Origin of the sequence: Desulfomicrobium escambiense DSM 10707, assembly GCF_000428825.1 — a bacterium.
Classification (GTDB): Bacteria; Desulfobacterota; Desulfovibrionia; order Desulfovibrionales; family Desulfomicrobiaceae; genus Desulfomicrobium; species Desulfomicrobium escambiense.
In genome coordinates this window covers 158,579-183,688 of the sequence record NZ_AUAR01000003.1, presented here as the reverse complement: position 1 = coordinate 183,688, position 25,110 = coordinate 158,579, and the positions used below count along the sequence as shown (strand labels likewise).

The 25,110-nt window shown below is 64.3% G+C and carries 19 protein-coding genes; 15 read left to right on the top strand and 4 right to left on the bottom strand.

The genetic code is table 11. From position 1 onward, the window contains the following. Positions 1–238: 238 nt before the first annotated feature. The 15 genes from G394_RS0104040 (at position 239) to G394_RS17880 (ending at position 20,307) form a co-directional block, all read left to right on the top strand. The gene (locus G394_RS0104040; protein WP_028576558.1) at positions 239–2,266 is read left to right on the top strand and encodes a S16 family serine protease; all 2,028 of its coding nucleotides are present in this window, start codon (positions 239–241) and stop codon (positions 2,264–2,266) included. Next, positions 2,254–3,723: a sensor histidine kinase gene (locus tag G394_RS0104035; protein WP_028576557.1), complete on the top strand. Its 1,470-nt coding sequence runs from the start codon at positions 2,254–2,256 to the stop codon at positions 3,721–3,723. Before G394_RS0104040 ends, G394_RS0104035 begins: the two co-directional genes overlap by 13 nt. Next, entirely contained in the window at positions 3,720–5,129 is a 1,410-nt protein-coding gene (locus G394_RS0104030) for a sigma-54-dependent transcriptional regulator (protein ID WP_051306931.1), read from the top strand. The genes G394_RS0104035 and G394_RS0104030 overlap by 4 nt, the downstream gene beginning before the upstream one ends. After that, entirely contained in the window at positions 5,126–5,887 is a 762-nt protein-coding gene (locus G394_RS0104025; RefSeq protein WP_028576555.1) for a hypothetical protein, read from the top strand. The genes G394_RS0104030 and G394_RS0104025 overlap by 4 nt, the downstream gene beginning before the upstream one ends. A 213-nt stretch (positions 5,888–6,100) precedes the next feature. Then, on the top strand, positions 6,101–6,796 hold the full coding sequence (locus tag G394_RS0104020; RefSeq protein WP_028576554.1) for a response regulator transcription factor: 696 nt from the start codon (positions 6,101–6,103) through the stop codon (positions 6,794–6,796). Between the two features lie 7 nt (positions 6,797–6,803). Next, a complete protein-coding gene (locus G394_RS0104015; protein ID WP_028576553.1) occupies positions 6,804–8,606 on the top strand; it encodes a HAMP domain-containing sensor histidine kinase in 1,803 nt (600 codons plus the stop codon). Positions 8,607–8,608: 2 nt separating this feature from the next. Next, on the top strand, positions 8,609–9,370 hold the full coding sequence (pstB, locus tag G394_RS0104010) for a phosphate ABC transporter ATP-binding protein PstB (protein ID WP_028576552.1): 762 nt from the start codon (positions 8,609–8,611) through the stop codon (positions 9,368–9,370). Between the two features lie 51 nt (positions 9,371–9,421). Continuing rightward, entirely contained in the window at positions 9,422–10,090 is a 669-nt protein-coding gene (gene phoU / locus G394_RS0104005) for a phosphate signaling complex protein PhoU (protein ID WP_028576551.1), read from the top strand. Between the two features lie 486 nt (positions 10,091–10,576). Then, positions 10,577–11,776: a tetratricopeptide repeat protein gene (locus G394_RS0104000; protein ID WP_169725526.1), complete on the top strand. Its 1,200-nt coding sequence runs from the start codon at positions 10,577–10,579 to the stop codon at positions 11,774–11,776. A 102-nt stretch (positions 11,777–11,878) separates the two neighbouring features. Next, a complete protein-coding gene (locus G394_RS0103995; RefSeq protein ID WP_028576549.1) occupies positions 11,879–13,174 on the top strand; it encodes an alpha/beta fold hydrolase family protein in 1,296 nt (431 codons plus the stop codon). Between the two features lie 8 nt (positions 13,175–13,182). Then, complete coding sequence (locus tag G394_RS0103990) at positions 13,183–13,935, top strand: MlaA family lipoprotein (RefSeq protein WP_028576548.1); 753 nt, start codon at positions 13,183–13,185, stop codon at positions 13,933–13,935. A gap of 271 nt (positions 13,936–14,206) precedes the next feature. Continuing rightward, entirely contained in the window at positions 14,207–15,949 is a 1,743-nt protein-coding gene (locus G394_RS0103985) for a YeiH family protein (RefSeq protein ID WP_028576547.1), read from the top strand. A gap of 52 nt (positions 15,950–16,001) precedes the next feature. Further along, complete coding sequence (locus G394_RS0103980; protein ID WP_028576546.1) at positions 16,002–16,235, top strand: hypothetical protein; 234 nt, start codon at positions 16,002–16,004, stop codon at positions 16,233–16,235. Between the two features lie 185 nt (positions 16,236–16,420). Continuing rightward, positions 16,421–18,865 (top strand): ATP-binding protein, encoded by a 2,445-nt coding sequence (locus G394_RS0103975; RefSeq protein ID WP_028576545.1) that lies wholly within the window; start codon positions 16,421–16,423, stop codon positions 18,863–18,865. After that, positions 18,862–20,307, top strand: a complete 1,446-nt coding sequence (locus G394_RS17880) for a sigma-54-dependent transcriptional regulator (RefSeq protein ID WP_043774670.1) — start codon at positions 18,862–18,864, stop codon at positions 20,305–20,307. Before G394_RS0103975 ends, G394_RS17880 begins: the two co-directional genes overlap by 4 nt. A gap of 32 nt (positions 20,308–20,339) precedes the next feature. On the opposite strand, the gene G394_RS19985 is transcribed toward G394_RS17880, so the two are convergent. The 4 genes from G394_RS19985 to G394_RS21055 all read right to left on the bottom strand — a co-directional run bounded on the left by G394_RS19985 (position 20,340) and on the right by G394_RS21055 (position 25,042). After that, the gene (locus G394_RS19985; protein ID WP_169725525.1) at positions 20,340–23,432 is read right to left on the bottom strand and encodes a PAS domain S-box protein; all 3,093 of its coding nucleotides are present in this window, start codon (positions 23,430–23,432) and stop codon (positions 20,340–20,342) included. 107 nt (positions 23,433–23,539) lie between these two features. After that, entirely contained in the window at positions 23,540–23,902 is a 363-nt protein-coding gene (locus G394_RS0103960; RefSeq protein ID WP_028576544.1) for a response regulator, read from the bottom strand. Positions 23,903–24,533: 631 nt separating this feature from the next. Then, a complete protein-coding gene (locus tag G394_RS0103955) occupies positions 24,534–24,899 on the bottom strand; it encodes a hypothetical protein (RefSeq protein ID WP_028576543.1) in 366 nt (121 codons plus the stop codon). Continuing rightward, complete coding sequence (locus G394_RS21055) at positions 24,896–25,042, bottom strand: hypothetical protein (protein ID WP_156902419.1); 147 nt, start codon at positions 25,040–25,042, stop codon at positions 24,896–24,898. Before G394_RS21055 ends, G394_RS0103955 begins: the two co-directional genes overlap by 4 nt. Between the last annotated feature and the right edge of the window lie 68 nt (positions 25,043–25,110).

Genomic DNA, 25,110 nt, shown 5'->3' with positions numbered 1-25,110 from the left:
AAGTGATGTCTGGCCTTAAACAAGGCCCGTGCCAGAAGTTGGTTTTTTTATAACATGCTGAAATCAGGGCTGTAATTTTGAGTGGAAGAATTGCGGGGTTTTGTGCGATGTTGCAAATTACAACGCCGAGAACGTGAAATCTATAACAAGCCCGGTTTGCCGGAGGTGCTGCAGATTGCAGCGCTGTTGCAGATTGCAGCGACGGGACTCGAAAGGGCGCCAGGCAGGGGATTGACCGATGTTTTTTCGCAAGCAGGAAGTTGAGGCGCCGGCTCAGACCGAGGACCCTACGGGACTTCGGGAAAAATGCCGGCAGGCCGATGTGCCCGAGAACGTGCGGGCGGTGCTGGAGTCAGAGATCGGCCGGATGGAGAAGACCGACTCGTCCGTGGGGGAATACTCCATCGCCCTGAACTACGTGGAAACGATTCTGGCCCTGCCGTGGAGCGCCCTGACCCAGGACAATCTCGACCTGGGGCAGGCGGCGAAGGTCTTCGACGGCAGTCACGCGGGCCTGGGGCAGGTCCGGGAGCGGGTGCTGGAGCACCTGGCTTCCCGCGTGCTGCAGACCAAGCGCCAGGCCTCGCTGCTGGTCGTCGACGACGAGCCCATCGCCCGCTCGAACCTGCGGCACGTGCTCGGCCGCGAGGGCTACGACGTGGACGTCGCGGCCAACGGCGAGGAGGCCCTGGAACTGCTCAGGCGCAAGGAGTTCGACTGCATCGTCACGGACCTGAAGATGGAGCGCATGGACGGCATGCAGCTCCTGGAGGCGGCCAGGGAGGTTGCCCCGGAAGCCAAGTTCATTCTCGTCACGGGCTACGCCACGGTGGACACGGCCGTACGCGCTCTCAAAACCGGGGCCGTGCACTACCTGTCCAAGCCCATCGACTTGAGCGAGCTGCGCGAGGCCGTGCGCACGGCCCTGCAGTCCCGCACGCGCCATTACACCAGCCGAGCGCCCATCCTGTGCTTCGTCGGCCCCCCCGGCGTGGGTAAGACGTCCGTGGGTCGGGCCATCGCCGAGGCGTTGGGGCGGCGCTTCTACCGCATGTCCCTGGCCGACCTGCGCGACGAGGCCGAGCTGCGCGGCCACCGACGGACCTACGTCGGGGCCATGCCCGGCCGCATCCTCCAGGCCCTCAGGGGCGTGGGCGTGCGCAACCCGGTCTTCATGCTCGACGAGATGGACAAGATCGGCCAGGACGTGAAGGGCGACCCGGCCATGGCCATGCTCGAAATCCTCGACCCCGAGCAGAACGCGCGCTACGTGGACCGCTATCTCGAAATCCCCTTCGACCTGTCCGAGGTCCTCTTCATCGCCACGGCCAACGGCGTGGAACGCCTGGCCGGCCCTCTGCTGGACCGGCTGGAGGTCGTGCAGTTCTCGGGCTACTCCGAGGCCGAGAAAATGGACATCGCCTCCCGCTTCCTGCTGCCGCGCCAGTTGCGCGAGCACGGCCTGGTCAACCCGTACCCGGACATCTTGCCCGAGGCCCTGGTGCGTATTGTCCGCGAATACACCAACGAGTCCGGCGTGCGCGGCCTGGAGCGCGAGATCGCCCGCCTGTGCCGCAAGCTGGCCCGTCTGCGCCTGGACGGCGGGGCCGAGGCCGTGGCCGCGCCCGTGAGCGCCGAAGGCGCGGCGGTGCTCCTCGGGCCGCCGCGTTTCCGCCACGACGCGGCCGCCGCCGGGGCCATCGTGGGCACGGCCACGGGACTGGTCTGGTCCGAAACGGGGGGCGAGATCATCTTCGTCGAGGCCACGCGCATGACCGGGCCCGGCCAGCTCATCCTGACGGGCTCCCTGGGCGGGGTGCTCAAGGAGTCGGCCCAGATCGCGTTGAGCTTCATCCGCAGCAACGCTCGGACTCTGGGCGTGGCCGAGGATTTCTTCGAGGGCCACGACATCCACATCCACATCCCGGCCGGCGGCGTGGCCAAGGACGGCCCCTCGGCCGGACTGACCATCGCCGTGGCCCTGGTGTCGCTGCTCACGGGCCGGCCGGCGCGTTCCGACGTGGCCCTGTCCGGCGAGCTGTCCCTGGTGGGCCGGGTGCTGCCGGTCAGCGGGGTGCGCGAGAAGATTCTGGCGGCCCTGCGCGGACGGGCCGCCATGGTCGTCCTGCCCGCGGCCAACGCGGCTGATGTGGAGGCCCTGCGCGAGAGCGTCGGGGAGCTGCCGCCGGTCACGCTGGTCGAGCGGGTGGAGCAGGCCCTGGCCGTGGTCCTGGACCACAAGGGAGGTGGCGCATGTACGGACTGATCTCCCGTTTCGCCAGCGGCAAGATCCGCCGCATCGTCCTGTTCGGGATGATTCTGAGCATCCTCGGGTTTTCCGTGCTGGGCGGCATCTCCTACAAGTACCTGCTGCAGATCGAGGAGGCCCTGGCCCTGGCCGAGGTCGTGGACGACCTGAGCAGCGACATCCTCGAAATCCGCCGCTACGAGAAGAACTACCTCCTCTACATGGGCGAGGCCGACTACGTGGAGACCATGCGCTACTGCGACAGCGCCCTGAGCATCATCGACCGCATCGAGAACCCCGAGGGCGGGCTGAGCAGCTCCGACCGCGAGGGGCGTGCGACGCTGCTCGAACTGCGGCAGGACCTGAGCTCCTACAAGGAAACCTTCGCCGGTCTGAAAACGGACGGCAATGCGCACGCCATGGTCCAGTCCTCGACTTCCGACCCGCACCTGCGCGATCAGGGCAAGGACCTCGTGGATTTGGTCCACAGGTTCGTGGCCACGCAGCGGGCCAGGATCCTGGGCATCGTAGCGACCCTCAAGCACCAGCTGGTCCTGGCCATCGCGGCCTTCACCGGCGTGGCGGCCTTCTTCTCCTGGCTCGTGGGGCGGCGCATCTTCGGGGCGTTGGGCGTCATCGAGCGCTCGGCACGACAGATCGTGCAGGGCAACTTCGAGGCCCTGCCCCTGCCCGACACCAGCGACGAGACCCGCGGCGTGGTCGAGGCCTTCAACCACATGATCGTCGAACTGGACCGCAGGCAGAGCCAGCTCCTGCAGGAGAAGAAGCTCGCCTCCCTGGGCGTGCTGACCTCGGGGATCGCCCACCAGCTGAACAACCCCCTGAACAACATCTCCACGTCCTGCCAGATTCTGCAGGAGGACCTCGACGCGCCCCAGCCGCCGGACCCCACCCTGACCCGGCACATGCTCGACAACATCTACCAGGAGGTCAGCCGCTCGCGGGACATCGTCAAGGGACTGCTGGAGTTCGCGCGGGAGACGGACTTCAGCCTGAAGGCGACGCCCCTGCATCAGGTCGTGCAGCGGGCCGTGAGCCTGGTGTCGAGCGAAGTGCCGTCGGGTGTGAACATCGTGACCGACATCCCGCCGGACATCGAGCTGCCCCTGGACGGCCAGCGTTTCCAGGAAGTGCTCCTCAACCTGATGATCAACGCCATCCAAGCCATCACGCCGCCCGGCACCATCACCCTGTCCGCGCACAAGGACCCGTCCGCACCCTTGGCTGTGCTGCAGATCCGGGACACGGGCGCCGGCATCCCGCGCGAGCACATGGGCCGCATCTTCGACCCGTTCTTCACCCTCAAGGAGACGGGCACGGGCCTCGGCCTGGCCGTGGTCTTCGGCATCATCAAGAAGCACGGCGGGTCCATCGGGGTGGAGAGCGAACCGGGCCGGGGCACGAGCTTCACCATCCGGCTGCCTCTGGCCGGCGCCGCCGAGGGCGCGCGATGAGCCCGGCGCGCGGTGCCGCGCGGGCAGGGGACGGGGTGGCGGCGGAGCGGGCCGCCAGGATCCTCGTGGTCGACGACGAGGTCATCTCCCGCGACAACCTGGCCCTGGCCCTGGCCCGACAGGGACACGAGACCGTTACGGCCGGGGGCGGGGAGGAGGCGCTGGAGCTTCTGCAGGGCGCCGACTTCGACCTGATCCTGACGGACCTCATGATGGAAGGCATGGATGGCCTGGCCCTGCTGAAGGCGGCCAAGGAGCGGCACCCGGACATCGAGATCGTGGTCATCACCGGCTACCCCACCGTGGACACGGCCGTGGAGGCCATGCGCGCAGGCGCTTACGACTATCTGGCCAAGCCCTACCGCCTCGACGAGGCCCGGCTCCTGGTGCACAAGGCCCTGGAGAAGCGCCGCCTGCGGCTCGAGGTCGCGCGCCTGCGCGAGCAGCTCAAGGATCGGACCCTGCCCGTGCCGCTGCTGGGCGAGGCCCCCTGCATGCGTGAGCTCAAAGGCACCATTGCGCGCATCGCCCCGTCCGACGTGACGGTGCTCATCCTCGGCGAGACGGGCACGGGCAAGGAAGTGGCCGCGCGCATGGTCCACCTCTTCAGCCGCCGCTCCGAGGCGCGCTTCCTGGCCATCAACTGTGGCGCCTTCAACGAGGAGCTGCTGGAGAGCGAGCTGTTCGGGCACGAGCAGGGCGCGTTCTCGGGCGCCACGCGGCAGAAGAAGGGACTGTTCGAGGCCGCCGAGGGGGGCACGCTCTTCCTCGACGAGGTGGGGGAGATGTCGCTGGCCATGCAGGTCAAGCTGCTGCGGGCCGTGCAGGAGAGGACCATCCGCCGCGTCGGCGGCACGGCGGACATCCCCGTGGACGTGCGGCTGGTGGCGGCGACGAACAAGAACCTGCGGACCGAGGTCGAGGCCGGCCGCTTCCGCCAGGACCTCTATTTCCGGCTCAACGTCCTGGTGCTGGACATGCCGCCCCTGGCGCAGCGCCTGGAGGACCTGCCCCTGCTGGCCCACTTCTTCGCCGAGAAGGCGGCCAGGGAGAGCGGGCGGCCCGCGCCGCGCGTCTCGGCCGAAGTGCTCGACATCCTGTCCCGCTACGCCTTTCCGGGCAACGTGCGCGAACTGCAGAACATCATCGAGCGCGCGGCGGTATTCTGCACGGGTGACGAGATTCTGCCGGTGCACCTGTCGCCCGAACTGCTCGAAGCCCCGCGCCGTCTGGTCCGGGCCGGCGAGCGCCAGCCCATGACCCTGGAGGAGTGCGAGCGGGAGCAGATCGAGTGGACCCTGGCCCATGTCGACGGCAACCGCACCGTGGCCGCGCGGCTCCTGGGCATCGACCGGGCCTCCCTGTGGCGGAAGATGAAGCGTTTCGGGCTGCAGGCGGACGGATGACCCGGTCCGTCGAGGACTGCGTCGGGTTCTGCCGGGACTGCGGGCGGGAGCACGTCCTGCCCGCAGCCCCCGCAAAGCCGCACGCTCTGGCCCTCATGGCGGAAATGGAGACGCGGGGGAGCATCGCGTCGCAGCCCTGCGGCGACCCGCGCCTGGGCCTCGACTACCTCTTCGGGCCGGCCCGCGGCCAGATGTTCGGGGTGCTGGTCTGCTTGGACGGGCGGGGGAACGAGCGGGTGCTCAAGGCCTTCTCCGGACAGTACAACGGCGTCTGGGAGGTGCCGGGCTGGGTGCGGCCCATCGTTGACCCCGCGCAGTTCCAGAGCACGATCCGTGACGACGAGCCGCGCATCAAGGCCCTGACCGCCCGCATCGCCGCCCTCTCGCCAGACGACCCTCTGCGCCGCGATTTCCTGGCCGAACGTCGGGCTCTGTCCGCCAGCCTGATGGAACGCATCTTCGACCTCTACCGCCCGGCCAATTTTCGGGGGCAGCGGCGCGCCCTGCGCGATGTCTTCCTCGGCCGGGCCATGCCCACGGGCACCGGCGAGTGCTGCGCCCCCAAGCTCCTGCACCACGCCGCCCTGCACGGTCTCGTCCCCCTGGCCCTGGCCGAGTTCTACGTCGGCCAGGAGAATCGGTCGGGCACCCGGACCCACGGTCGGTTCTTCGCGCCGTGCGCGGAAAAATGCCGTCCCATCCTCGGCTTCATGCTCTGCGGCATCGACGAGCTGCGCTCCGGCCGTATCCTGCCCTGAACGGCGATCGTGCCCGATCGCCGTTCTCCTGGCCCCATCCAACTCCGGATATGGTGACAAAAGTGCGACGATGCAGCGGCAACGTTGTTGAGTCGTCAAATCGGGAATGTTACAGGAATTTCATGTCGCTGTCACAATGCTGTCACGAAAGGCCGGTAACCCGCCAGAGTACGGTCGGCGTCACCCGCGGCCGCGCGGAAAAAAGGGGGAACAATGGCTCACAAGATCGTCGTCATCGAAGACGAACCGGATATCGCGAATCTGCTGGCCTTCCATCTGAAGTCGGGCGGCTACGACTGCTTCGTGGCCCGCGACGGCAGGAAGGGTCTGCAGCTGGTGCAGAGCGAACGGCCGGACCTGGTCCTGCTGGATCTCATGCTGCCCGGCATGAGCGGCACCGACGTGTGCAAGGCCATCAAGGGCAGCTCCGACTGCGCCCACATACCCATCATCATGCTCACGGCCCGCGGGGACGAGGTCGACCGCATCCTCGGCTTCGAGTTGGGCGCCGACGACTACGTCATCAAGCCGTTCAGCCCGAGGGAACTGATGCTGCGCATCAAGACGGTCCTGCGCCGCAACGTGAACATCATGCCCAAGGTCGCCCACTGGCAGCGCGAGGGCCTGGTGGCCGATTTCGAGGCCTTCACCCTTCTGGTGGACGGGTCCGACGCGCACCTCACCCCTACGGAGTTCAACCTGTTCGGCGAATTCGTGCGCAACGAGGGCAAGGTGCTTTCGCGCGAGCAGCTCCTGAGCAATGCCTGGGGGTACGAGTTCGAAGGATATTCCCGCACCGTCGATACCCATGTGCGGCGGCTGCGCAAGAAGCTCGGGCCGTATGCCGACTGGCTGGAGACGGTCCGCGGCATCGGGTACCGCATGAAACGAGAAAATCAGACCGACTAGGACAGACATGACCACACCACCGATTTCCCTGCGGCTGCGGCTACTTCTGGCCTTCGGGGTCATTTTGCTGCTGGCCCTGGGACTTCCGGCGTACCATCTGCGCCAGAATCTGGGCCAGACCATCGAGCGCGAGGCCAGGGAGGGCGCGCTACGCGACCTGCAGACCGTCGAATGGGCGCTGTCCGGCGTGACCGAGCGTCCCTCGCTCGGGGGCGTGCTGCGGGATCTCGCGGCGAGCATGCAGATCCGCATCACCTACATCGCTCTGGACGGCTCCGTGCTGTCGGACTCCGGCGTGGCGGCGCAACAGGTTGGCCTCATGGAGAACCATGCCGGCCGGCCGGAAGTCCTGCAGGCCATGGACGGCGAAATCGGCACGAGTCTGCGCTACAGCGACACCTTGAGCCAGAATCTGCTCTATGTCGCCCGCAGGTTCGGCGGAAGCGCCGCTGTCCCGGAAGGGGTCGTGCGCGTGGCCCGGCCCCAGAGCCAGATGCGCAAGACGCTGGACAGCCTCTACGGGCATACTGGCTGGGTCTACGGCTTCAGCATCGTGCTGGCCTTCGGGCTGGTTTCCCTGGTGTCGCGGCAGGTCTCGCGGGCCATCTCCAGCGTTGCCCAGGCCGCGGCCGACATCGGGCAGGGCGGGCCAGGCAAGCGCATCCGCTTCTCCCCGAGCACGGAAATGACGCCGCTGGTCACCGCTTTCAACAACATGCTGGAACGCATCGAGTCCAACATGCAGACCATCGTCAAGCAGAAGATGGAGTCCGAGGCGGTGCTGAACGGCATGAAGGCGGGCCTCATCGTCCTCGACGGGCGGGGCCACATCCTGCGCGGCAACTACGCGGCCCAGGAGATTTTTCCCGGTCTCTCGACCTTCGCCGGGCGCAAGCCCATGGAACTCTGTCTCCTGCAGGGCCTGCAGGACGCCTGCGACATCGCCTTGGCGAAACGCAAGGCGGGCGATTTTTCCCAGGGCAACGTCGTGGTCGCCCTCCAGAGCGGGCGGAGCTTCGACGTGTCCATCGTACCCATCAAGGGCGACGCCGAGCTCGGGGCCATCATGGTCTTTCACGACATCACGGAGATCAGGCGGGTGGAACAGATCCGGCGCGATTTCGTGGCCAACGTGTCGCACGAGCTGCGTACGCCCCTGACGTCCATCAAGGGCTACGCCGAGACGCTGCTGGGACTGGACAGCTACGACCCCGGGCAGACGCGCACCTTTTTGGAGGTCATCCAGCGCAACGCCAACCACATGAACACCATGCTCGACGAGCTGCTGCAGCTCTCCCGCCTCGAGCACGGCAAGCAGCGGGTGGACATGGTCTCCGTGGATCCGGCCTCGGCCCTGTATTCGGCCTGGAAGAGCTGCCATCCTCTGCGCAAGAAGGTCGATTTCGCCAACGAACTGGCCCAGGGCATTCCCGCCGTGCGTGCCAATTTCGAACAACTGGTGCAGGTCTTCCGCAACGTGCTGGAGAACGCGCTCAAGTACGTGCCGGCCGAAACGGCCCGGATTCGGGTCCACGCGGAAGCCTCCGGCCGCGAGCTGTCCGTGTTCATCGACGACAACGGCCCCGGCATCCCGGCCGAGGACCAGAGCCGGATTTTCGAGCGGTTCTACCGAGTGGAGAAGGACCGCAACAGTTCCATCGGCGGTACGGGCCTGGGCCTGGCCATCTGTCGGCACATCATGGTCAGCCACGGCGGTCGGATCACCGTCCAGAGCCCGGTGCCCGAGACCGGGACCGGTTCACGCTTCATCATCACACTCCCCGTCGCGGGGCGGACATCAGAGGAATAGACATGGCAGATACAGTCAAGATTTCTTCCAGAAATCTCAACTTCTACTATTCGGACTTCCACGCCCTGCAGGACATCTCCTTCGACATGTACCAGCATCAGGCCACGGCCCTCATCGGGCCCTCCGGCTGCGGGAAGTCGACCTTCCTGCGCTGCATCAACCGCATGAACGACCTCATCGACGGCACGCGGATCGAAGGGGCATTGGCCATGGACGGGCAGGACCTCAACGACCCGTCCCACGACGTCGTGGTGCTACGCCGGCGCGTGGGCATGGTCTTCCAGAAGCCCAACCCCTTTCCCAAGAGCATCTACGAGAACGTGGCCTACGGGCTGCGCGTCAACGGTGTCAGGGACCGGGACTTCATCGACGCCCGCGTGGAGGAGAGCCTTAAGCTCGCCGCCTTGTGGGACGAGGTCAAGGACCGCCTGGACCAGTCGGGCCTGAGCCTGTCGGGCGGGCAGCAGCAGCGCCTTTGCATCGCCCGGGCCATGGCCGTGGAGCCCGAGGTGTTGCTCATGGACGAGCCGGCATCGGCCTTGGACCCCATTGCGACCCAGAAGATCGAGGAACTCATCCACGAGCTCAAGAGCAGGTTCACCATCGTCATCGTGACGCATTCCATGCAGCAGGCCGCGCGCGTCTCGGACAGGACCGCCTTTTTCTACATGGGGCGCCTCGTTGAGGTCGGTCCCACGGACAAGCTGTTCACCAGGCCGGAGAACAAGCAGACCGAAGACTACATCACCGGGCGTTTCGGCTGATGTGTGCCCCGGTGAAACGGCAATTCGCGAAAATTTCAAAGGAAGTGAAGTATGTATACGCATTTGCATGAAGAGATAGAGACATTGAAGCTGAAGGTCCTGAAGATGGTGGCCCTGACCGAGGACGCCGTCGAGAAGTCCATCAAGGCCTACGTGAACAAGGACCTGTACCTGGCCGAAGAGGTCCAGGACGGGGATGTCGAGGTCAACCGGCTGGAGGTGGAGATCGACGAACTGGGGTTGCGCCTTCTGGCCCTGGAGCAGCCCGTGGCCGGAGACCTGCGTTTCATCCTGGGATGCATGCGCATCAGCGTCGACCTGGAGCGCATCGCCGACGAGGCGGTCAACATCGCCGAGCGTTCCATCATGCTCAGCTCCCGTCCGGCGCTGCCGTTCCAGGACAACGTCCGCGAGATGGGCGGCAAGGCTCTGGCCATGCTGCGGCACGCGGCCCAGGCCTTCTCCTCGGGCAACGTCGAAGAGGCCCTGGAGGTCTGCAAGCTGGACAACGAGGTCGACGTACTCAACCACAAGAACATGCGCGAGGTCATCGAGTACATGATCCACGACACCCCGGCCATCGAGCGCTCCGTGCACACCATCATCCTCATCCGCCGCATCGAGCGTATCGGGGACTTGGCCACGAACATCGCCGAGTCCGTGGTCTTCATCACCCAGGGCGTGAACATCAAGCACAAGGTCTATTTCGACGAACGCTGATTCCGGCGTTGCGCCGGAGGCACTGCCACTCCCCCGCGGGGATGGCGCGACCAGAGGGCTGGCGCGCCATCCCCGCGGCCTTTTTTGGGGGGCAGTGCGCGCCCTTGCCGGCAGGCTTTCCGCTGCGTCCGTGTCGCTATTCCGAGAAAAAGCACATGTATCCGCATGGTTGCGTGTGGCGGACGGTGCGTCCTTGATGTGGTGGCCTTTGTGGGCTATCCATGGATACGTTGGCCCGCTGCGCGCGCAACGATCTGGGCGCACATGCATCTTGGATTTGAAAGAGGAAATATGTCGCATAAGCTTATCCGCAAAGAAGAGGTCGTCGTTTATGACCAGATGGTTTCAAACTATCTGAAGAACCAGAACGGATCTTTCTTTCTTGTCACAAATGATGAAATGTTCGTTAAGACCGTCCGCGGCGCAATGCGTTTCATCGGGTTCAATTATGATTCCCTCGCCGTGGCGCATGTTTCTGCCGATGTCGTGAGGAAGTGCAGGGATCTGCTGAATGCCTACGCGCAGATAGTGCTCTTCATCGAGTCGAAGATCAGCGGCAAGTCCAACGTCTACGAATTCAAGCGCATCAAGGAGAGCTTCGGGGACAAGGTCAAGATCATCTGCCTGACGCCGGAGGTGTCCGAAGAGCATGTGTCCTTCATCGCGGAGAACGATGTGGACTCGATCATCGTCAAGCCCATCTCCATAAACAACCTCATTCAGAAGATCGCCTTCGCCATCAGGCCGAGCAACAGCTTTTTCGTCGAGGTGGAGCAGATCAAGAAGCTGATCGACCAAGGCCTGTACGAGGAGGCGATGCCGAAGATAGAGTTGCTTCTCAATGAGAAGCCGAGCAGTTCCATCTGCATGATGCTCAAGGGAGACATCTTCAAGAGCAAGATGGATTTCGGCAACGCGGAGCACTACTACAAGGAGGCGTCGAAAGGGTCGCGCCTGAATTTGAAGCCTCTGCAACGGCTGGCCAACCTCTATCTGGAGACGGAAGACGCGGAGAAGTATCTCAAATACCTGCTTCTTATGGACAGGATTTCCCCTCTCAACCACGAGCGCAAGATCAGCATCGGCGAGCAGTACAGCAAGAACGGCCAAGAGGATGCCGCGCAGAAGTACTATCAGGAGGCCCTGGGCATCGTGCGGGCTCAGGCCAACGACATGCTGGCCTCGACGTACATGGAGATCGGCGTGAAGCTGCGCGAGATCAACCCGGAGCAGGGGCTCGCGTTCATGCGCCAGGCCCTGGAGAGCAAGGGTAGCGATTTTTCGCGCGCAGACCTGTGGATGGTCAACGAGATGGGCCTGTCCCTGCGCAAGCAGGGCGACTGGCAGGGCGCCGTGGACGCGTACCAGAAGGCCCTGCAGGTCATCCCCGACGAACCGGGGCTCCACTACAACATGGGCATGGCCTATTTCCAGGGCAAGGAGCACCTGAAGGCCGTCAAGCAGTTCGAAAAGGCCGTGGCCGCCAGGCCCGAAATCCTGCAGGAGTCCCCGCTCATCCCGTTCAATATCGGCATGGTCTATCTTCAGATGAAGAGGTTCGAGGATGCGGACCGGTACATGCGGGCCGCCCTGCAAAGCGACCCGGAATTTGAGCAGGCCCGGACAGCCCTCGGAAAAATCCGTTCCACGATCGGGCCCGACGGGACCGCCGCCCGGGAATCCTGAACCTCCGTGCACGGACCCCGCCGGCCTGTCCACTGCCGGACTTGCCTCGTCGCAAGCCCGGGGCTAGAAGACCGCAACCTTTTCCTTACGTGGAGGCCCGGCATGCACCGCGTCGTTCTGTTCTGCCTGCTCATCCTGACCGCGGCGTTTTCCGCGCAGGCCTATGACTACCCGTTCACGAACCCTTACGAGGCCACGGTTTTCGGCACGCTGCCGCAGGACGAGTTCGATCTGGCGTCCGTGCGGCCGGCCGGCTTTTCGGATCTGAACCCCCTGCGGGACCTCGGCGCGGTGCGCGGCAGGGAAATGCTCCTGCATGACCGTCCCGTGCCCGAGATCCTGTGGTACGACGACACCCTGCAATACACGCTGGCGCAGCAGCGGGGCAACGCGCCTCTGATGTTCATTCTGGCCGGCACCGGCTCCTCCCACGAGTCGGCCACGTGCAGCTTCCTGCAGCGCGTCTTCCATCGGGCCGGCTTTCACGTGGTCACGCTGTCCTCACCGACCTACCCCAACTTCGTGGTCAGCGCCTCGACCACCCAAGTGCCGGGCTACATCCCCTACGACGTGGCCGACCTCTATCAGGCCATGGACGCCATCGCGGCCCAGATGGGGCGGGACAGGATCACGTCCTTCCACCTCGCCGGCTACAGTCTCGGCGGGACTCAGGCGGCCTTCCTGGCCGAACTGGACACCCGCGAGAAGCGCTTCGGCTTTGAAAAGGTGCTGCTGCTGAATCCGGCCGTGAACCTCATGACTTCGGCCATCCGCCTCGACCATCTGCTGTCCGACAACGTGGCCGACCGGTTCGAGGCCGCGCGCACCGTGGCCGAACTGGTGCGTCAGCTTTCCGAGGCGTACCGGTCCAGCGACCAGGTGAATTTCGGCGACGAGTTCCTCTTCGCCCTGCACCGCAACCGCTCCATCTCCGAGAAGGAACTCAAGATCCTCATCGGCGTGGCCTTCCGCCTGTCGCTGGCGTCCATGGTTTTCACCAGCGACACGTGCACGGGCGCGGGGTACATCGTGCCGCGGGGGCACCGGATCGTGAAGGACGAGTCCCTGGCCCCCTACCTCGATTCGGCCGTGGGCGTGAGCTTCGAGGACTACGTTCGGGAGTACCTGCTGCCCTTTCTGCGGTTCCATGACCCGGCGATCACCGCGGAAAAGGCCGTCGCGGCCTGTAGCCTGGAGGCCATCGGCCCGTTTCTGCGCGGCGCTGGCGGCATCGCCGTCATGACCAACGCCGACGACCCCATCCTGACGCCGGAAAACTTCGCCTTCCTGGAGAACACGTTCGGGTCGCGCCTGACCGTCTTTCCCGCCGGCGGCCATTGCGGCAACCTGCGCTTCAGGGACAATGTGGCGGCCATGCTCGATTTCTTCCGCAAATGAGGCGACCCATGCGCGTTCTTCTCCTTCTTCTTCTCGTCTTGGCCTGCGGCTGCGCCACCACTCCGGAGCACCAGCCCGGTCCTTTCCAGGCGCCCGTGCACCGCGGCCTTTCCGAAGACCCGGAGGTCGAGCGGCTCTTTCTGGTCGAGGACCCCTGGGAGGGGTTCAACCGCTCGATGTATCATTTCAATGCCCAGTTGGACCGCTATGTCTATCTGCCGGTGCTTCGCTTCTACGAGGCGGTCCTGCCGGACAGCGTGCAGCAGGGCGTTTCCAATGTGTTCAATAATTTCAAGGAAATACCGATTTTTGTCAACTCGGTCCTGCAGGGCAACCCCAAGAAGGCCTCGGTTTCGCTCGGGCGTTTCGTCTTCAACACGACCATCGGACTGGGCGGTCTGGTCGATGTGCTGGGCAAGGGCGGCATCCCGCAGGAGAACGAGGATTTCGGGCAGACCCTGGGCGTTTGGGGCGTGCCCTCCGGCCCGTATCTGGTCCTGCCCGTCCTTGGGCCTTCTGGCCTGCGGGACGCCGGGGGCACGGCCTTCGACGCGGTCCTGACCCTCAACCCCGCGGACTTCCTCTTTGACGGCATGGGGTGGGCTGCCCGGGGCACGGCGACCACGGGCGTGTACGGCGTGAAGGCCGTGGACGCTCGGCACCAGGTCAAATTCCGGTACTACGAAACCGGAAGCCCCTTCGAGTACCAGCTGGTGCGCTTCGTCTATGCCAAGAAGCGCGAACTCGACATCGCCAAATAGCCTTCCCGGCCGGCCCCGACGGGTCCGTCGTCGGGGCCGGCACCTTCTTCCCGTATCCATTTCTGCGCTTCAGATGACAGGCGGTGTGCTAACTTGAGTTTGCAGGTGACAAGTCGTGTTTGCGCTTGTCGAGTGCTCTTTGCTTGTAACGTGCTGAAATTGCGAGGCGGTGCCGGATGCGTTTCGTGGCATGGCTTTTGTTAGCTGACGCTTCGAAAAGGTGCCCCCCAGCGGGGATGTATTTGAAACAAGCAAGGAGGAAGAAACACCCATGGCCCAAGACAGCAACGTCGTCATCGATCACGGCAAGAGCCAGTGGTCGGACTTGTGGAAAAAAGAGGACTACCTGGCCATCTGGCTCGGCTTCATCATCATCGTCGTGAGCATCCTGGCGTACACGACTTTCGGCCCCAAGGCCGAGTTCGCCGAAAAGATCGCCGCCGCCAACCAGATTCAGGAAGCTGAACTGGCCAAGGCTCCGTTCAAGACCATCGCCTGGCACAAGGCCCAGGACGACAAGGGCAAGCTCAAGGGCACCGGCACCCCCTTCGGCAAGTTCATGACCCACTGGACCAAGACTCCGGGTTCCTGGAAGACCAATCCCATGGACGCCTTGATCCGCAGCGAGGCCCAGGCTCAGGCCCTGAACGAGAAGGCCATGCCCAAGTATGAAGAGGCCAAGGCCAAGGCCGAGGCCGCGCTGGCCGCTGCCGTGGCCGCCGAGGAAGCCGCCGCCGGCGCGTCCTTCCAGGACAAGGCCCTGAATGATGACGCCTCCGCCAAGATCGGCGAATGGCGTACGGCCCAGAAGGCCGCGGGCGAAGCCAAGTCCAAGGCCGAGAACAAGCCCTACAACTACCTCCCGACCCTGATCGGCCTGTGCGTTTTCCTGGCCGCCATCTTCGGCGTCGGCATCGCCATGATGGGCAAGAGCATGCCCGCCTTCATGCAGGGCTTCACCATCGTCTTCCTGGTGGCCGTGCTGGCCTACATGCTCGGCGGCCAGTCTATCTCCAAGCAGTACGGCTTCGGCGCCGAGGCCTGGGGCGTGGTGCTCGGCATGCTCATCGCCAACACCATCGGTACGCCGAAGTGGGTGCTCCCGGCCTGCGAGGTGGAATTCTTCATCAAGACCGGCCTCGTGCTCCTGGGCGCCGAGGTCCTCTTCAACAAGATCGTGGCCATCGGCATTCCCGGCATCTTCGTGGCCTGGGTCGTGACACCCATCGTCATCGTCGTGACCTACACCTTCGGCCAGACCATCCTGAAGATGCCCTCCAAGACCCTCAACATCGTCATCTCCGCGGACATGTCCGTGTGCGGCACCTCCGCGGCCATCGCCACGGCGGCGGCCTGCCGGGCCAAGAAGGAGGAGCTGACCCTGTCCATCGGCCTGTCTCTGGTCTTCACCGCCATCATGATGATCGCCATGCCGGCCTTCATCAAGGCTGTGGGCATCCCCGAGGTCCTGGGCGGCGCCTGGATGGGCGGCACCATCGACTCCACGGGCGCCGTGGCCGCGGCCGGCGCGTTCCTGGGCCAGAAGGCCATGTACGTAGCCGCGACCATCAAGATGATCCAGAACGTCATGATCGGCGTGACCGCCTTCTGCGTGGCCATCTACTGGGTCACCAAGGTCGAGGCTACCGACTCCGGCCACAGCGTCGGCGCCGGCGAGATCTGGCACCGCTTCCCGAAGTTCGTTCTGGGCTTCATCGGCGCGTCCATCATCTTCTCCATCCTGGACCAGAGCATGGGCAAGGATCTGGGCAATTCCGTCATGGAGTACGGCATCGTGCGCGGCGGGACCAAGCTGCTTCGCGACTGGTTCTTCACCCTGTCCTTCGCGGCCATCGGCCTGTCGACCAACTTCCGTGAGCTGGCCAAGTACTTCAAGGGCGGCAAGCCCCTCATCCTGTACGTCTGCGGCCAGAGCTTCAACCTGGCCCTGACTCTGACCATGGCTTACATCATGTTCTACGTGGTCTTCCCTGAGATCACGGCCAAGATCTAAACATCAATCAGGCAGGGAGGACGCGTCCTCCCTGCCTGTCACAGGATTTGCCATGAACGAGAAAAGCCTGACGGTGCGGCTCAAGAATTTCATCCTGGCCACGGGCACGGCCCTGGCCTTCGTCTACCTCTTCCTGCCCCTGCTGACCAACTCCTGCGGCGTGCTGCACCGCATGTCCGTGTACCTGGACAACAACGGCATCGACCCGACCCGGTACTATTACACCGACGTGGAGCAGGTGAAGGAAGGGGAGGAATACCTGCGCTTCGCCCTCGAAGAGAAATAGCGGGGCCCTCGCCCCGCTCCGGGGGCGGCCCTTTTCGCGCGTCTTGATCGGGAGGCGCTTCCATCCTATTGCAGTCCCGTACGCTTCGATGGAGGGGCGCCGCGACGTCAGGGCGGTCCGCCTCGGCACCCCATCCCGAAGCCTTTTTCCCGCGCTGCGGGCTCCGCTTCATCCCAGGCCAGGACATGCACATCCCCAAGCCGTCAAAGATCCAGACCAAGTTCATCTCCGGGCTTCTCGTGGCCTCGATCATTCTGGGCATCGCCTTTTCCGTGGGGTTCTACGTGCATATGAAGAACGTCCTGGAGGAGGAGGTGCGGGACAAGGCCCTGCTCATATTCACCCATGTGGACTCCATCCAGCATTACGTGCGGGACGTGCTTCGGCCGACGATGTACGAACGGCTGCCGTCCTCCTTCGTCATTGAGGCCATGTCGTCCTCCTTCATCTCCCGGGCCATCATGGCTCCGGTCAACGATGACCGGGACGGGACGATCTATCGCCGCGTGGCCATCGACGCCCGCAACCCTGCCTACGAGGCCAACGAGCACGAGCGCGAGCTGATCAAGTATTTCCGGGCCAATCCCGACGAAGAGTTCTGGCAGGGCTACAGGGTGATTGATGGGGAACGGTACTACCTCAAGGTGCGGTCCGTGCGCTTCGAGGAGTCATGCATGTATTGCCACGGCCAGCCGGAAAACGCCCCGCAGGAACTTATCGCCCTCTACGGGGTGCGCGGCTTCGGCAAGCAGCTCGGGGCCATCGCGGGGGTGGATTTCGTCGGCATCTCGGTGCACAGCAGCGTCGGCCGGGTGCAGCAGACCATCCTGACGTATTTCGCCTTCTTCGCCCTGGGCGCGCTCTTTTTCTTCTCTGCCACCAACATCCTGTTCCGGGTGCTCGTGGTCAACAACCTCAAGCGGCTGAGCAGCGTCTTCCGCCGCAATGTGGCCGATGCCGAGGGCTCGGACCTGCTGAGCAGGCTCGAGCAGGGGGACGAGATCGAGGAACTCGTCGAGGGCATGGAGCAGATGGGCGACCACCTTTTCGAGGCTCGGCGGCAGCTCCAGGATTATGCGGAAAACCTGCGCCGGATGGTCGACGAACGCACCGAGGCGCTGTCGCGCGAGGCGGAGGCGAGGCAGGCCGATGTGCGCCTGTTCGTGCGCCTGCTCGAGGACATGCGCCAGAGCAGTTCCCGCGCCGAACTGTGGAACTACGCGCTGCCCCAGATCTGCACGCGTTTCGGCGCGCGCGGCATCGCCTATGTCTGCACCATGGCCTCCCAGAATTACTACGTCTGGCCCGAAAGCATGGGGGCGCCCGAACTGCCGGCCGATTTCGTGGACGTGCTGACGGGCAGCGCCTGCATTCAGACCGGGGCGCGCATCTTCGTGCCCGTCGAGTCGAGTTCCGGCAACGCCGAGGGCATCCTTTGCCTGACCTGGGACAGCGAGGAGGAGGCCGCCAGCCACGACCGCGGCGTCATGCTGGCCCTGGGCCGACAGCTCGGCACGGCCGCCGAGAACCTCACGGCCATAGACAGCCTTCTGCGGCAGATGCGGGTCCTTGAAACCATCGTCGAGGGCATCACCGACCCGCTTGCCCTCATGGATTCGAGCTGTGCGGTGCTGACCGTGAACCAGGCAGCCCGGCAGCTGACATCCGAACTGACGGACGGCGCACGCACCGACGGGAACATGCTGGCCATCTTCTTCGACACCGAAGCGGGCAATTGCCCCATGCTCGACGCCATCCGCAGCGGCGCGCCGGACCAGCGCGAAGTGGAGCTGCCCGGCGGGAGGTCCTTTTCCCTGTCCATGTACCCGGTGCGCAGCCAGGAGGCCCAGGCCGACCGCGTCGTGGTCTACGTGCGCGAGACGACCATGGAGAAGCGCATGCGCGCCCAGGTCTGGCATTCGGAGAAGATGGCGACCGTGGGCAAGCTCACGGCCGGTCTGGCCCACGAGATCAACAACCCCCTGGGCGTCATCCTCTGCTACGCGGGCCTTTTGCGCCAGACCGTCACGGAGCCGCAGCAGGCCGCGGATCTGGACATCATCGAGCGGCACACCCGCCAGGCCCAGCGGGTCCTGCAGGAGTTGCTCAATTTTGCCCGGCCCAAGGCCGCAGGGTCTGGGACCTCGGACGCCTGCGCCGTGGCCGCGTCCGTGCGTGACGTCTTTTCCGTGCAGGCGGCCAAGAAACGTGTGGGACTGAAGATGGAGAGCCCGTCCGGGCCGCTCTTCGTGCGGCTGGGAATCGGCGAACTGGAGCAGGTCGTAAGCAATCTGGTCATCAACGCCCTCGACGCCGTCGATGAAGGGAGCGGCGAGATCGTGATCAGCGTGGCGCCAGACGGGGACTGCGTGAACATCGTCGTGGACGACAACGGTCCGGGCGTCGCGGTGGCGGATGAACCGCACATTTTCGACCCCTTTTATTCCACCAAGGCCATCGGCGCGGGCACGGGCCTGGGGTTGGCCGTGGTCTACGGGATGATCCGGGACGTGGGCGGGACGGTCGTCGTCGAACGTTCACCCCTGGGCGGAGCGCGGTTCGTCGTGACCCTGCCAGCCCAGTCCGGCGCCCCGCAGACGCAATCCGGATATCGAGGACGTACGTCATGAATGTTGCTGCAGTACCGGACCGCGTCCGGGAGTACCGGGTCGTCGTCGCCGACGACGAAGGGGATTTCGCCCGTGGCCTGGCCCGCCTCATTGGCGGCCATTTTCCGGAATTGAATGTCGTCGCGGTCCAAAGCGGCCGCGAAGCCCTGCGGGTCATGGCCGAGGGCCCTGTCCAGCTGATGATCACGGACCTGCGCATGCCCGAAATGACGGGCATGCAGCTCCTGACGGAAGCCCTGGTCGTCAACCCGGGCCTGAGCACCGTCGTGCTGACGGCGTACGGGACCATCGAGACCGCGGTGGAGGCCCTGCGGATCGGGGCCTATGACTTTCTGACCAAGCCCATCGAGCCGGAGCAGCTCTTCAGGGTGGTGGAGAAGGGGCTTGAGCGCAGCAGGCTGCTGGAGGAGAACAACCGCCTGCGCGAGATACTCGCCCGGCAGGACGCCGGCGGGGAACTGGTCGGCGAGGGCCAGGCCATGCGTCAGCTCAAGCGGACCGTGGCGGCCGTGGCCCAGTCCGAGTACACGGTGCTCGTCCGCGGGGAGTCGGGCACGGGCAAGGAACTGGTGGCGCGGCTCATCCACCGCCTCGGATCCAGGGCGGCCCGCGCATTCCTGTCCGTGAACTGCCCCTCCATCCCGGAGAACCTGCTGGAGAGCGAGCTGTTCGGGTACGTCAAGGGCGCCTTCACGGGGGCGGACCGGGACCACAAGGGCCTCTTTGCCGCGGCCGACAAGGGCACGATGCACCTCGACGAGATCGGGGACATCTCGTCTTCCGTGCAGACCAAGCTGCTGCGGGTCCTGCAGGACGGCGAAGTCCGCCCCGTTGGGTCGAATTCGACGATGCAGGTCGACGTGCGCCTCATCGCCTCCACCAATCAGGACCTGGAGGCGGCCATGAAGGCCCGGACCTTTCGCGAAGACCTCTACTACCGCCTGAACGTACTGGCCATCACGTTGCCCCCGTTGCGCGACAGGACCGAGGACATCCCGCTGCTGGCCGCGCACTTCTTCCGGGTGGCCTGTCGCGAGATGGGCCTGGCCGAGAAGGAGGTCGACCCCGAGGTCATGCATTGGCTGGCCGGCAACCCGTGGCCGGGAAACGTGCGCGAGCTGCAGAACTTCGTGCGGCGCATGACGGTCTTCGCCACGTCGGAACGGGTGGACATGAACCTGGTCCGCCTCGTCTGCCAGGGTGCCGGGGCGTCCGCTCAGCCCGAAGGGTGCACCCGCGTGCCCGACTCCCCGCTCGGCGAGTACAAGGCCGCCAAGGCCGAGGTCGTCAGCGCCTTCACCGAAGGCTACGTCCGCGACCTGCTGGCCCAGACCAGGGGCAACGTGTCCGAGGCCGCCCGCGTTTCGGGCCTTTCACGCGTGGCTTTGCAGAAGATTCTCGCCCGCATGGGGGAGAGCGCGTCCCGGTACCGGGACGGTTGACGCTTTTCCGGGCCGGGCGTTTCTGTCCCCGCTCACCCCGCCAGAGGCAGATCGATGAAGAAGACCGTCCCTTTTCCGAGTTCCGAAAACACCGAGAAATGTCCGCCATGGCCCTTGGTGATGATGAAGTACGACACCGAAAGCCCCAGCCCGGTGCCGACGCCGGGCGGCTTTGTCGTGAAGAACGGCTCCATGATCCGTTTCTGCACGTCCGGGGGCATGCCGGGACCGTTGTCGTGCACTTCGATGCGCAGGAATTCGCCGTTGACCCTGACTTGGATGTCGATCTTCGGCTCCCGCAGCGCAGGGGAGACTTCGGCCATGGCCTGGGCTGAGTTGCGCAGGAGGTTCAGGATGACCTGCTCGATTTCCGTTTCCGTGCAGAGGATGTCCGGGACGGGTTCCTCGACGGTGATGCTCACGACAATCTGCTTGAAGTCGTAGGCCTTTTTCAGATCGTAGTCGTTTCTGGCCAATGCGACCGCTTCGTTGATGATCTTGCGGACATCGCACGCCTGCCGCCTGGATTCGCTCTTGCGGCTGAAGAGCAGCATGCGCGTGATGATTTCCGACGCCCGCACGGCCGCTTGCTGGATATGCTCGATGAACTCGTCGAGTTTTCTGGCGCGCATGTACCGGTCCACGGCCGCCATATCGAGCCCCAGTTCCCCGGCGGCCTGGATGTTCTTCGCGAAGTCCGGCCGGCTGCGTTGCTTCAGGTTCTGCGCCGCCTGTACGATGATGCCCAGAGGGTTGTTGATCTCATGGGCGACGCCGGCGGCGATGCCCCCGAGGGAGACCATCTTTTCGGACTGGACCATCATTGCCTGGATCTTGCGCATCTCCGTCACGTCCCGGCTGATGGACATGAGCGCGGCCTGGCCTGAGATCATGATCGTCTTCGCTGAAACGAGATGGGTCGAGGAGCGGCCGTCCTTGTGGTAGAACTGCATTTCGACGTTGTGGAATTTTCCGTGTTGTCGGACCTGTTCCGTCAGCATTTCCAGCTGCCGGAGGTCGGAATGCAGTCCGAGTTCGTCGCGCGTCAGGCCGAGGACTTCCGCGCGATCGTACCCCAGCATGGCCAGGAATGCTTCGTTGACCTGGATGATCCTGCTCGTTTCGAGATTGGAGAGGACGATGCAGTCGGGGCTGAGCATGAAAAGTTCGGAAAATATCCTTTCCGAGGCCTTGAGGGCTTCCTCGGCGCGTTTGCGTTCGGTGATGTCCTCGATTGTCCCGTCGAGGTATGAGGCTTCCCCTGTTTCCTTCGTCTGCAGCGAAGCATGCATGATCCCGTAGAGAGGGGTGCCGTCCCTGCGCTTGAACTCCACTTCCATGGTGGCTCCCACTGGGTTTCGGCGCAGCGCATTCAGGAACGTTTCCCGGGCCTGGGGCCGCGGATATATGTCCCGGGCGATGTCCCTCGCTTCCCGGATGATGTGCGCGGAACTCTCATACCCGAACATCCTCGCCAGCCTGGGGTTGGCGTCCAGGAAATAGCCGTCGAGGGTGGAGCGGAAGATGCCGACGGGGGCGTTGTTGAAGATGTCCCGGTATTTTTTTTCGCTCTCGGCCAGGGCGAGTTCGGCGCGCTTCTTGTCGGTGATGTCCAGGATCATGGACAGGATGGCGTCCGTGTCCCCGTACGGCACCGGAACCGAGGAGAAGAGCACGTGGGCCGTTTTTCCGTCGGATCTGCGTGATTCGATTTCGCGATTGAAGACGCCGCCCTGTCGCACAGTGCCCCGGATGGCCCGGCACTGTTCGGACGTGAGGTCGGTAAAGTCCGCGGAATCCATGCGCAGCGCCTCTTCCCTGGAAAAGCCGGTGCTCTTCGCGAAGGCGTCGTTGACGTCCAGGTAGCGTCCGTCTTCCATGTCGTTGATGACGATGGAAAACGGGGAGTGGTCGAAGATGGATTTGAACCGGCGTTCGCTTTTTTCTTTTGTGTTCAAGATGGTCCTGTACTCGGTGATGTCCCTGCCTTCGGCGATGATGTACGTGCATTGACCGTGTTCGTTCTTCAGGCCGGAACAGGCGAAGTCGATATAGCGCTCTTCGCCGGTCCGGCTGACATGCACGGCATCGCTCCAGTACACCCCGCCCCCCGTAGCGACGGCCATGGCCGTCTGCCCGATGCGCCGGCTTTCCTCCTTGTCCGGCCACCAGGGTGCTTCCCAGAAGCATTGTCCCAGGATCTCCGGGTCATGATACAGGGAATCCAGCGCCGAACGGTTGATCTTCAGGATGCGGCCGTCCAGATCCAGCAACGCGAACAGGTTGAAGGCCTGATTGAACAGGGCCGAGGTGACGGCCTCGGCTTCCCGGAGTTCGTACTCCACGGTTTTCTGACGGTGGATGTCCAGGTTCATGCCGATGATGCGGTTGGGGCTGCCGTCCTCATCCCAGGACACGGCCCGCCCTTTCCCCATGATCCATCGCCATTCCCCGGCCCTGGTGCGCATGCGGAACTGGGTCTCGACGATGCCGATCCCGCCGCCCTGTATGTAATCGTCCATGACCTGCACGACCGACTTCGCGTCGTCGGGATGCGTCAGAGCCGCCCATCCGGCGAAGCTGGACGGGACGTCGTCGGGAACGTAGCCGAGGTTGGCGAACCAGTCTGCACTGAACGTTGCCTTTCCGGTCTGCGGGCAATACTCCCAGATGCTCGTCTGGGTCCCCTTCAGGGTCAAATCGAGCCGCTCCTTTTGGTCCCGTAGCTCGGCCGCGGCGGCGCGGAGGGCGTTTTCCCTGCGCACGAGGCGCCTGCGCAGCATGGCTGCGGTCGCCGCCAGGACGAACAGAGCAGGCACCAGGCCGCCCACCGTGAGCTGCAGGAACCATTGTTCCTCGGGCAGGAAGACGGCTCCGGATTTCAGGGGAATCCGGTCGTCGTCCTTCGGGCATTTCGCCTCAGAGCCGGGTTCCTCGGACAATGCCGCGAACATTTCGCGACGTTCGGCACCCCACGCCTTCTCTCCTGTGCCGGGTGACAGGGCTACGCACTCCGGCGCTGCCGCCATTGTCAGGGCGAACACGGCGAAGGCGATTTTGGCTGCGTGCATCCACAGGAAAAATCCGTGGGCCCTGTCGGTTCTCCCGGCGGCTGTCCACGTCATTTCAAGATCCCGACTCGCGGTGGTCCGCAGGCTTTTCGCCCTTTTCGCCGTCATGCAGGGTGTCCGTTTCAGTTCTTTTCTGGGCACAGGCGCTCCTTGATCGGCAGTCAGCGCAGCAGTTTCCTGGCCACGGCCAGGAGCTGGTCCGGCTTGAAGGGTTTGACGATCCAGCCCGTGGCGCCGGCGGCCTTGCCCTGCTCCTTCTTGTCGGCCTGGGATTCCGTGGTCAGCATGACGATGGGCACGAACTTGTACTGGGCCTTGGCCCGCACGTTGCGGATGAATTCGATGCCGTCCATGTTGGGCATGTTGAGGTCCGTGACGATCATGTCCACGGGGTCGGTCAGTTTGGCCAGGGCGTCCTTGCCGTCGCAGGCCTCGATGACCGAGTAGCCGGCGTCCTTGAGGGTCAGGCTGACCATCTGCCGGACGCTGGCCGAGTCATCCACGGTCATTATTGTCTTGCTCATGCGTGTTCCTTGATTCGGGTCGTTATGTCCTTTCGACGAGTCTGTCGGGCAGGGGGGAACGCCCCGCCATATCGCCGAAGGGCTCAATGACGGATGAACGGTCAGCCCGGTATGCAGCCGGGTTCCCCTCGTTTCAGCCCGGTGCGTGTCTCAGGTCCATGCGGGGGCATTACCTGAAGCCCTTCGGGCGGGAAGATCGTGCTGATGTCGAGGAACATGGCGAGTCCTTCGAGGCTGCTCCCAGCCGAGGCGGTTTCCCTGATCAAGAGCAGTGCCAGAACACGAAATGCTGCAAGAATTGAAAATTCAGCAGGTTGACGTCATATGGCGTGCGGGAGGCAGGGGCGGCGCATCAATCAATCTTGATGTGAGCGGCAGGGGAAGGCGGCTGAGAGTTGATGCGGCGGAGGCAGAGGCGGGGAATCAACTTTTTGGAATGATCAAATTTTCTTTACGCCTGGGATTTCGGTCAGGTTTGAGCTGAGAGTACATGGCCATGGCGCGTAACGTGCTGAGGTCTGACGCCGGAATCCGTGGGTTTTTCCTGCGGCTTTGCAGGTGAGGCCGTCGAGTTTTCAGACTTTGGAGACGTGGCAGGGAATCCGGTTCCAGGGAAAATATCGCATGCGTTTCAGTCGCCCGGCCGGATTGCCCGGTGCATGGCCTGCAGGCAAAAGTCCGGCAGGCCGGCCTCGGACATCCTGAGCCGGCAGCTTTCGGGCAGTCTGGCCAGGCAGGCCTCCGTGTCCAGGGTGGCGGCGTCCTGGGGCGTGCGGCCCAGGGCCGCGTCGCAGCACAGGGACGCGCAGACCAGTCCGTCGCCCGGGATGTTCGTCAGAAAGCCCACGTCGATGACCCGTCCGGCTTCCACGGTCAGGAATATCTCCACGAACCGCCCATCGTCCTCGTTGCGTCCGCAGGACGACGGCCTGCCCGGCATGCCCAGGTGCGGCGGGTCGAAGGCCAGTACCTCGAATTCCTCTTCAGTCATGCTCACCGCGAATTCTCGAATCGTTTGGCCTCGCCGAAATCGAAATTCCGGTTCAGCAGCCTGGCCGGCCTGCGGCGCCCAAGCAAACGCATCGACAGGACGAGGCCCAGGGCCCCGGCCAGCAGCAGCAACGTGCCTATCTGTTCCATGACATCCTTCCTGTTTGCGTGGAGGATAGCCGTGGGACGGCGGGACGCAACCTTGTCGGACGATTCCG

Excerpts from the sequence above, each read along its gene's own strand:
- G394_RS0104040 (WP_028576558.1), top strand. The coding sequence starts at position 239 with ATGTTTTTTCGCAAGCAGGAAGTTGAGGCGCCGGCTCAGACCGAGGAC.
- G394_RS0104035 (WP_028576557.1), top strand. The coding sequence starts at position 2,254 with ATGTACGGACTGATCTCCCGTTTCGCCAGCGGCAAGATCCGCCGCATC.
- G394_RS0104030 (WP_051306931.1), top strand. The coding sequence starts at position 3,720 with ATGAGCCCGGCGCGCGGTGCCGCGCGGGCAGGGGACGGGGTGGCGGCG.
- G394_RS0104025 (WP_028576555.1), top strand. The coding sequence starts at position 5,126 with ATGACCCGGTCCGTCGAGGACTGCGTCGGGTTCTGCCGGGACTGCGGG.
- G394_RS0104020 (WP_028576554.1), top strand. The coding sequence starts at position 6,101 with ATGGCTCACAAGATCGTCGTCATCGAAGACGAACCGGATATCGCGAAT.
- G394_RS0104015 (WP_028576553.1), top strand. The coding sequence starts at position 6,804 with ATGACCACACCACCGATTTCCCTGCGGCTGCGGCTACTTCTGGCCTTC.
- pstB (WP_028576552.1), top strand. The coding sequence starts at position 8,609 with ATGGCAGATACAGTCAAGATTTCTTCCAGAAATCTCAACTTCTACTAT.
- phoU (WP_028576551.1), top strand. The coding sequence starts at position 9,422 with ATGTATACGCATTTGCATGAAGAGATAGAGACATTGAAGCTGAAGGTC.
- G394_RS0103995 (WP_028576549.1), top strand. The coding sequence starts at position 11,879 with ATGCACCGCGTCGTTCTGTTCTGCCTGCTCATCCTGACCGCGGCGTTT.
- G394_RS0103990 (WP_028576548.1), top strand. The coding sequence starts at position 13,183 with ATGCGCGTTCTTCTCCTTCTTCTTCTCGTCTTGGCCTGCGGCTGCGCC.
- G394_RS0103985 (WP_028576547.1), top strand. The coding sequence starts at position 14,207 with ATGGCCCAAGACAGCAACGTCGTCATCGATCACGGCAAGAGCCAGTGG.
- G394_RS0103980 (WP_028576546.1), top strand. The coding sequence starts at position 16,002 with ATGAACGAGAAAAGCCTGACGGTGCGGCTCAAGAATTTCATCCTGGCC.
- G394_RS0103975 (WP_028576545.1), top strand. The coding sequence starts at position 16,421 with ATGCACATCCCCAAGCCGTCAAAGATCCAGACCAAGTTCATCTCCGGG.
- G394_RS17880 (WP_043774670.1), top strand. The coding sequence starts at position 18,862 with ATGAATGTTGCTGCAGTACCGGACCGCGTCCGGGAGTACCGGGTCGTC.
- G394_RS19985 (WP_169725525.1), bottom strand. The coding sequence starts at position 23,432 with ATGACGTGGACAGCCGCCGGGAGAACCGACAGGGCCCACGGATTTTTC.
- G394_RS0103960 (WP_028576544.1), bottom strand. The coding sequence starts at position 23,902 with ATGAGCAAGACAATAATGACCGTGGATGACTCGGCCAGCGTCCGGCAG.
- G394_RS21055 (WP_156902419.1), bottom strand. The coding sequence starts at position 25,042 with ATGGAACAGATAGGCACGTTGCTGCTGCTGGCCGGGGCCCTGGGCCTC.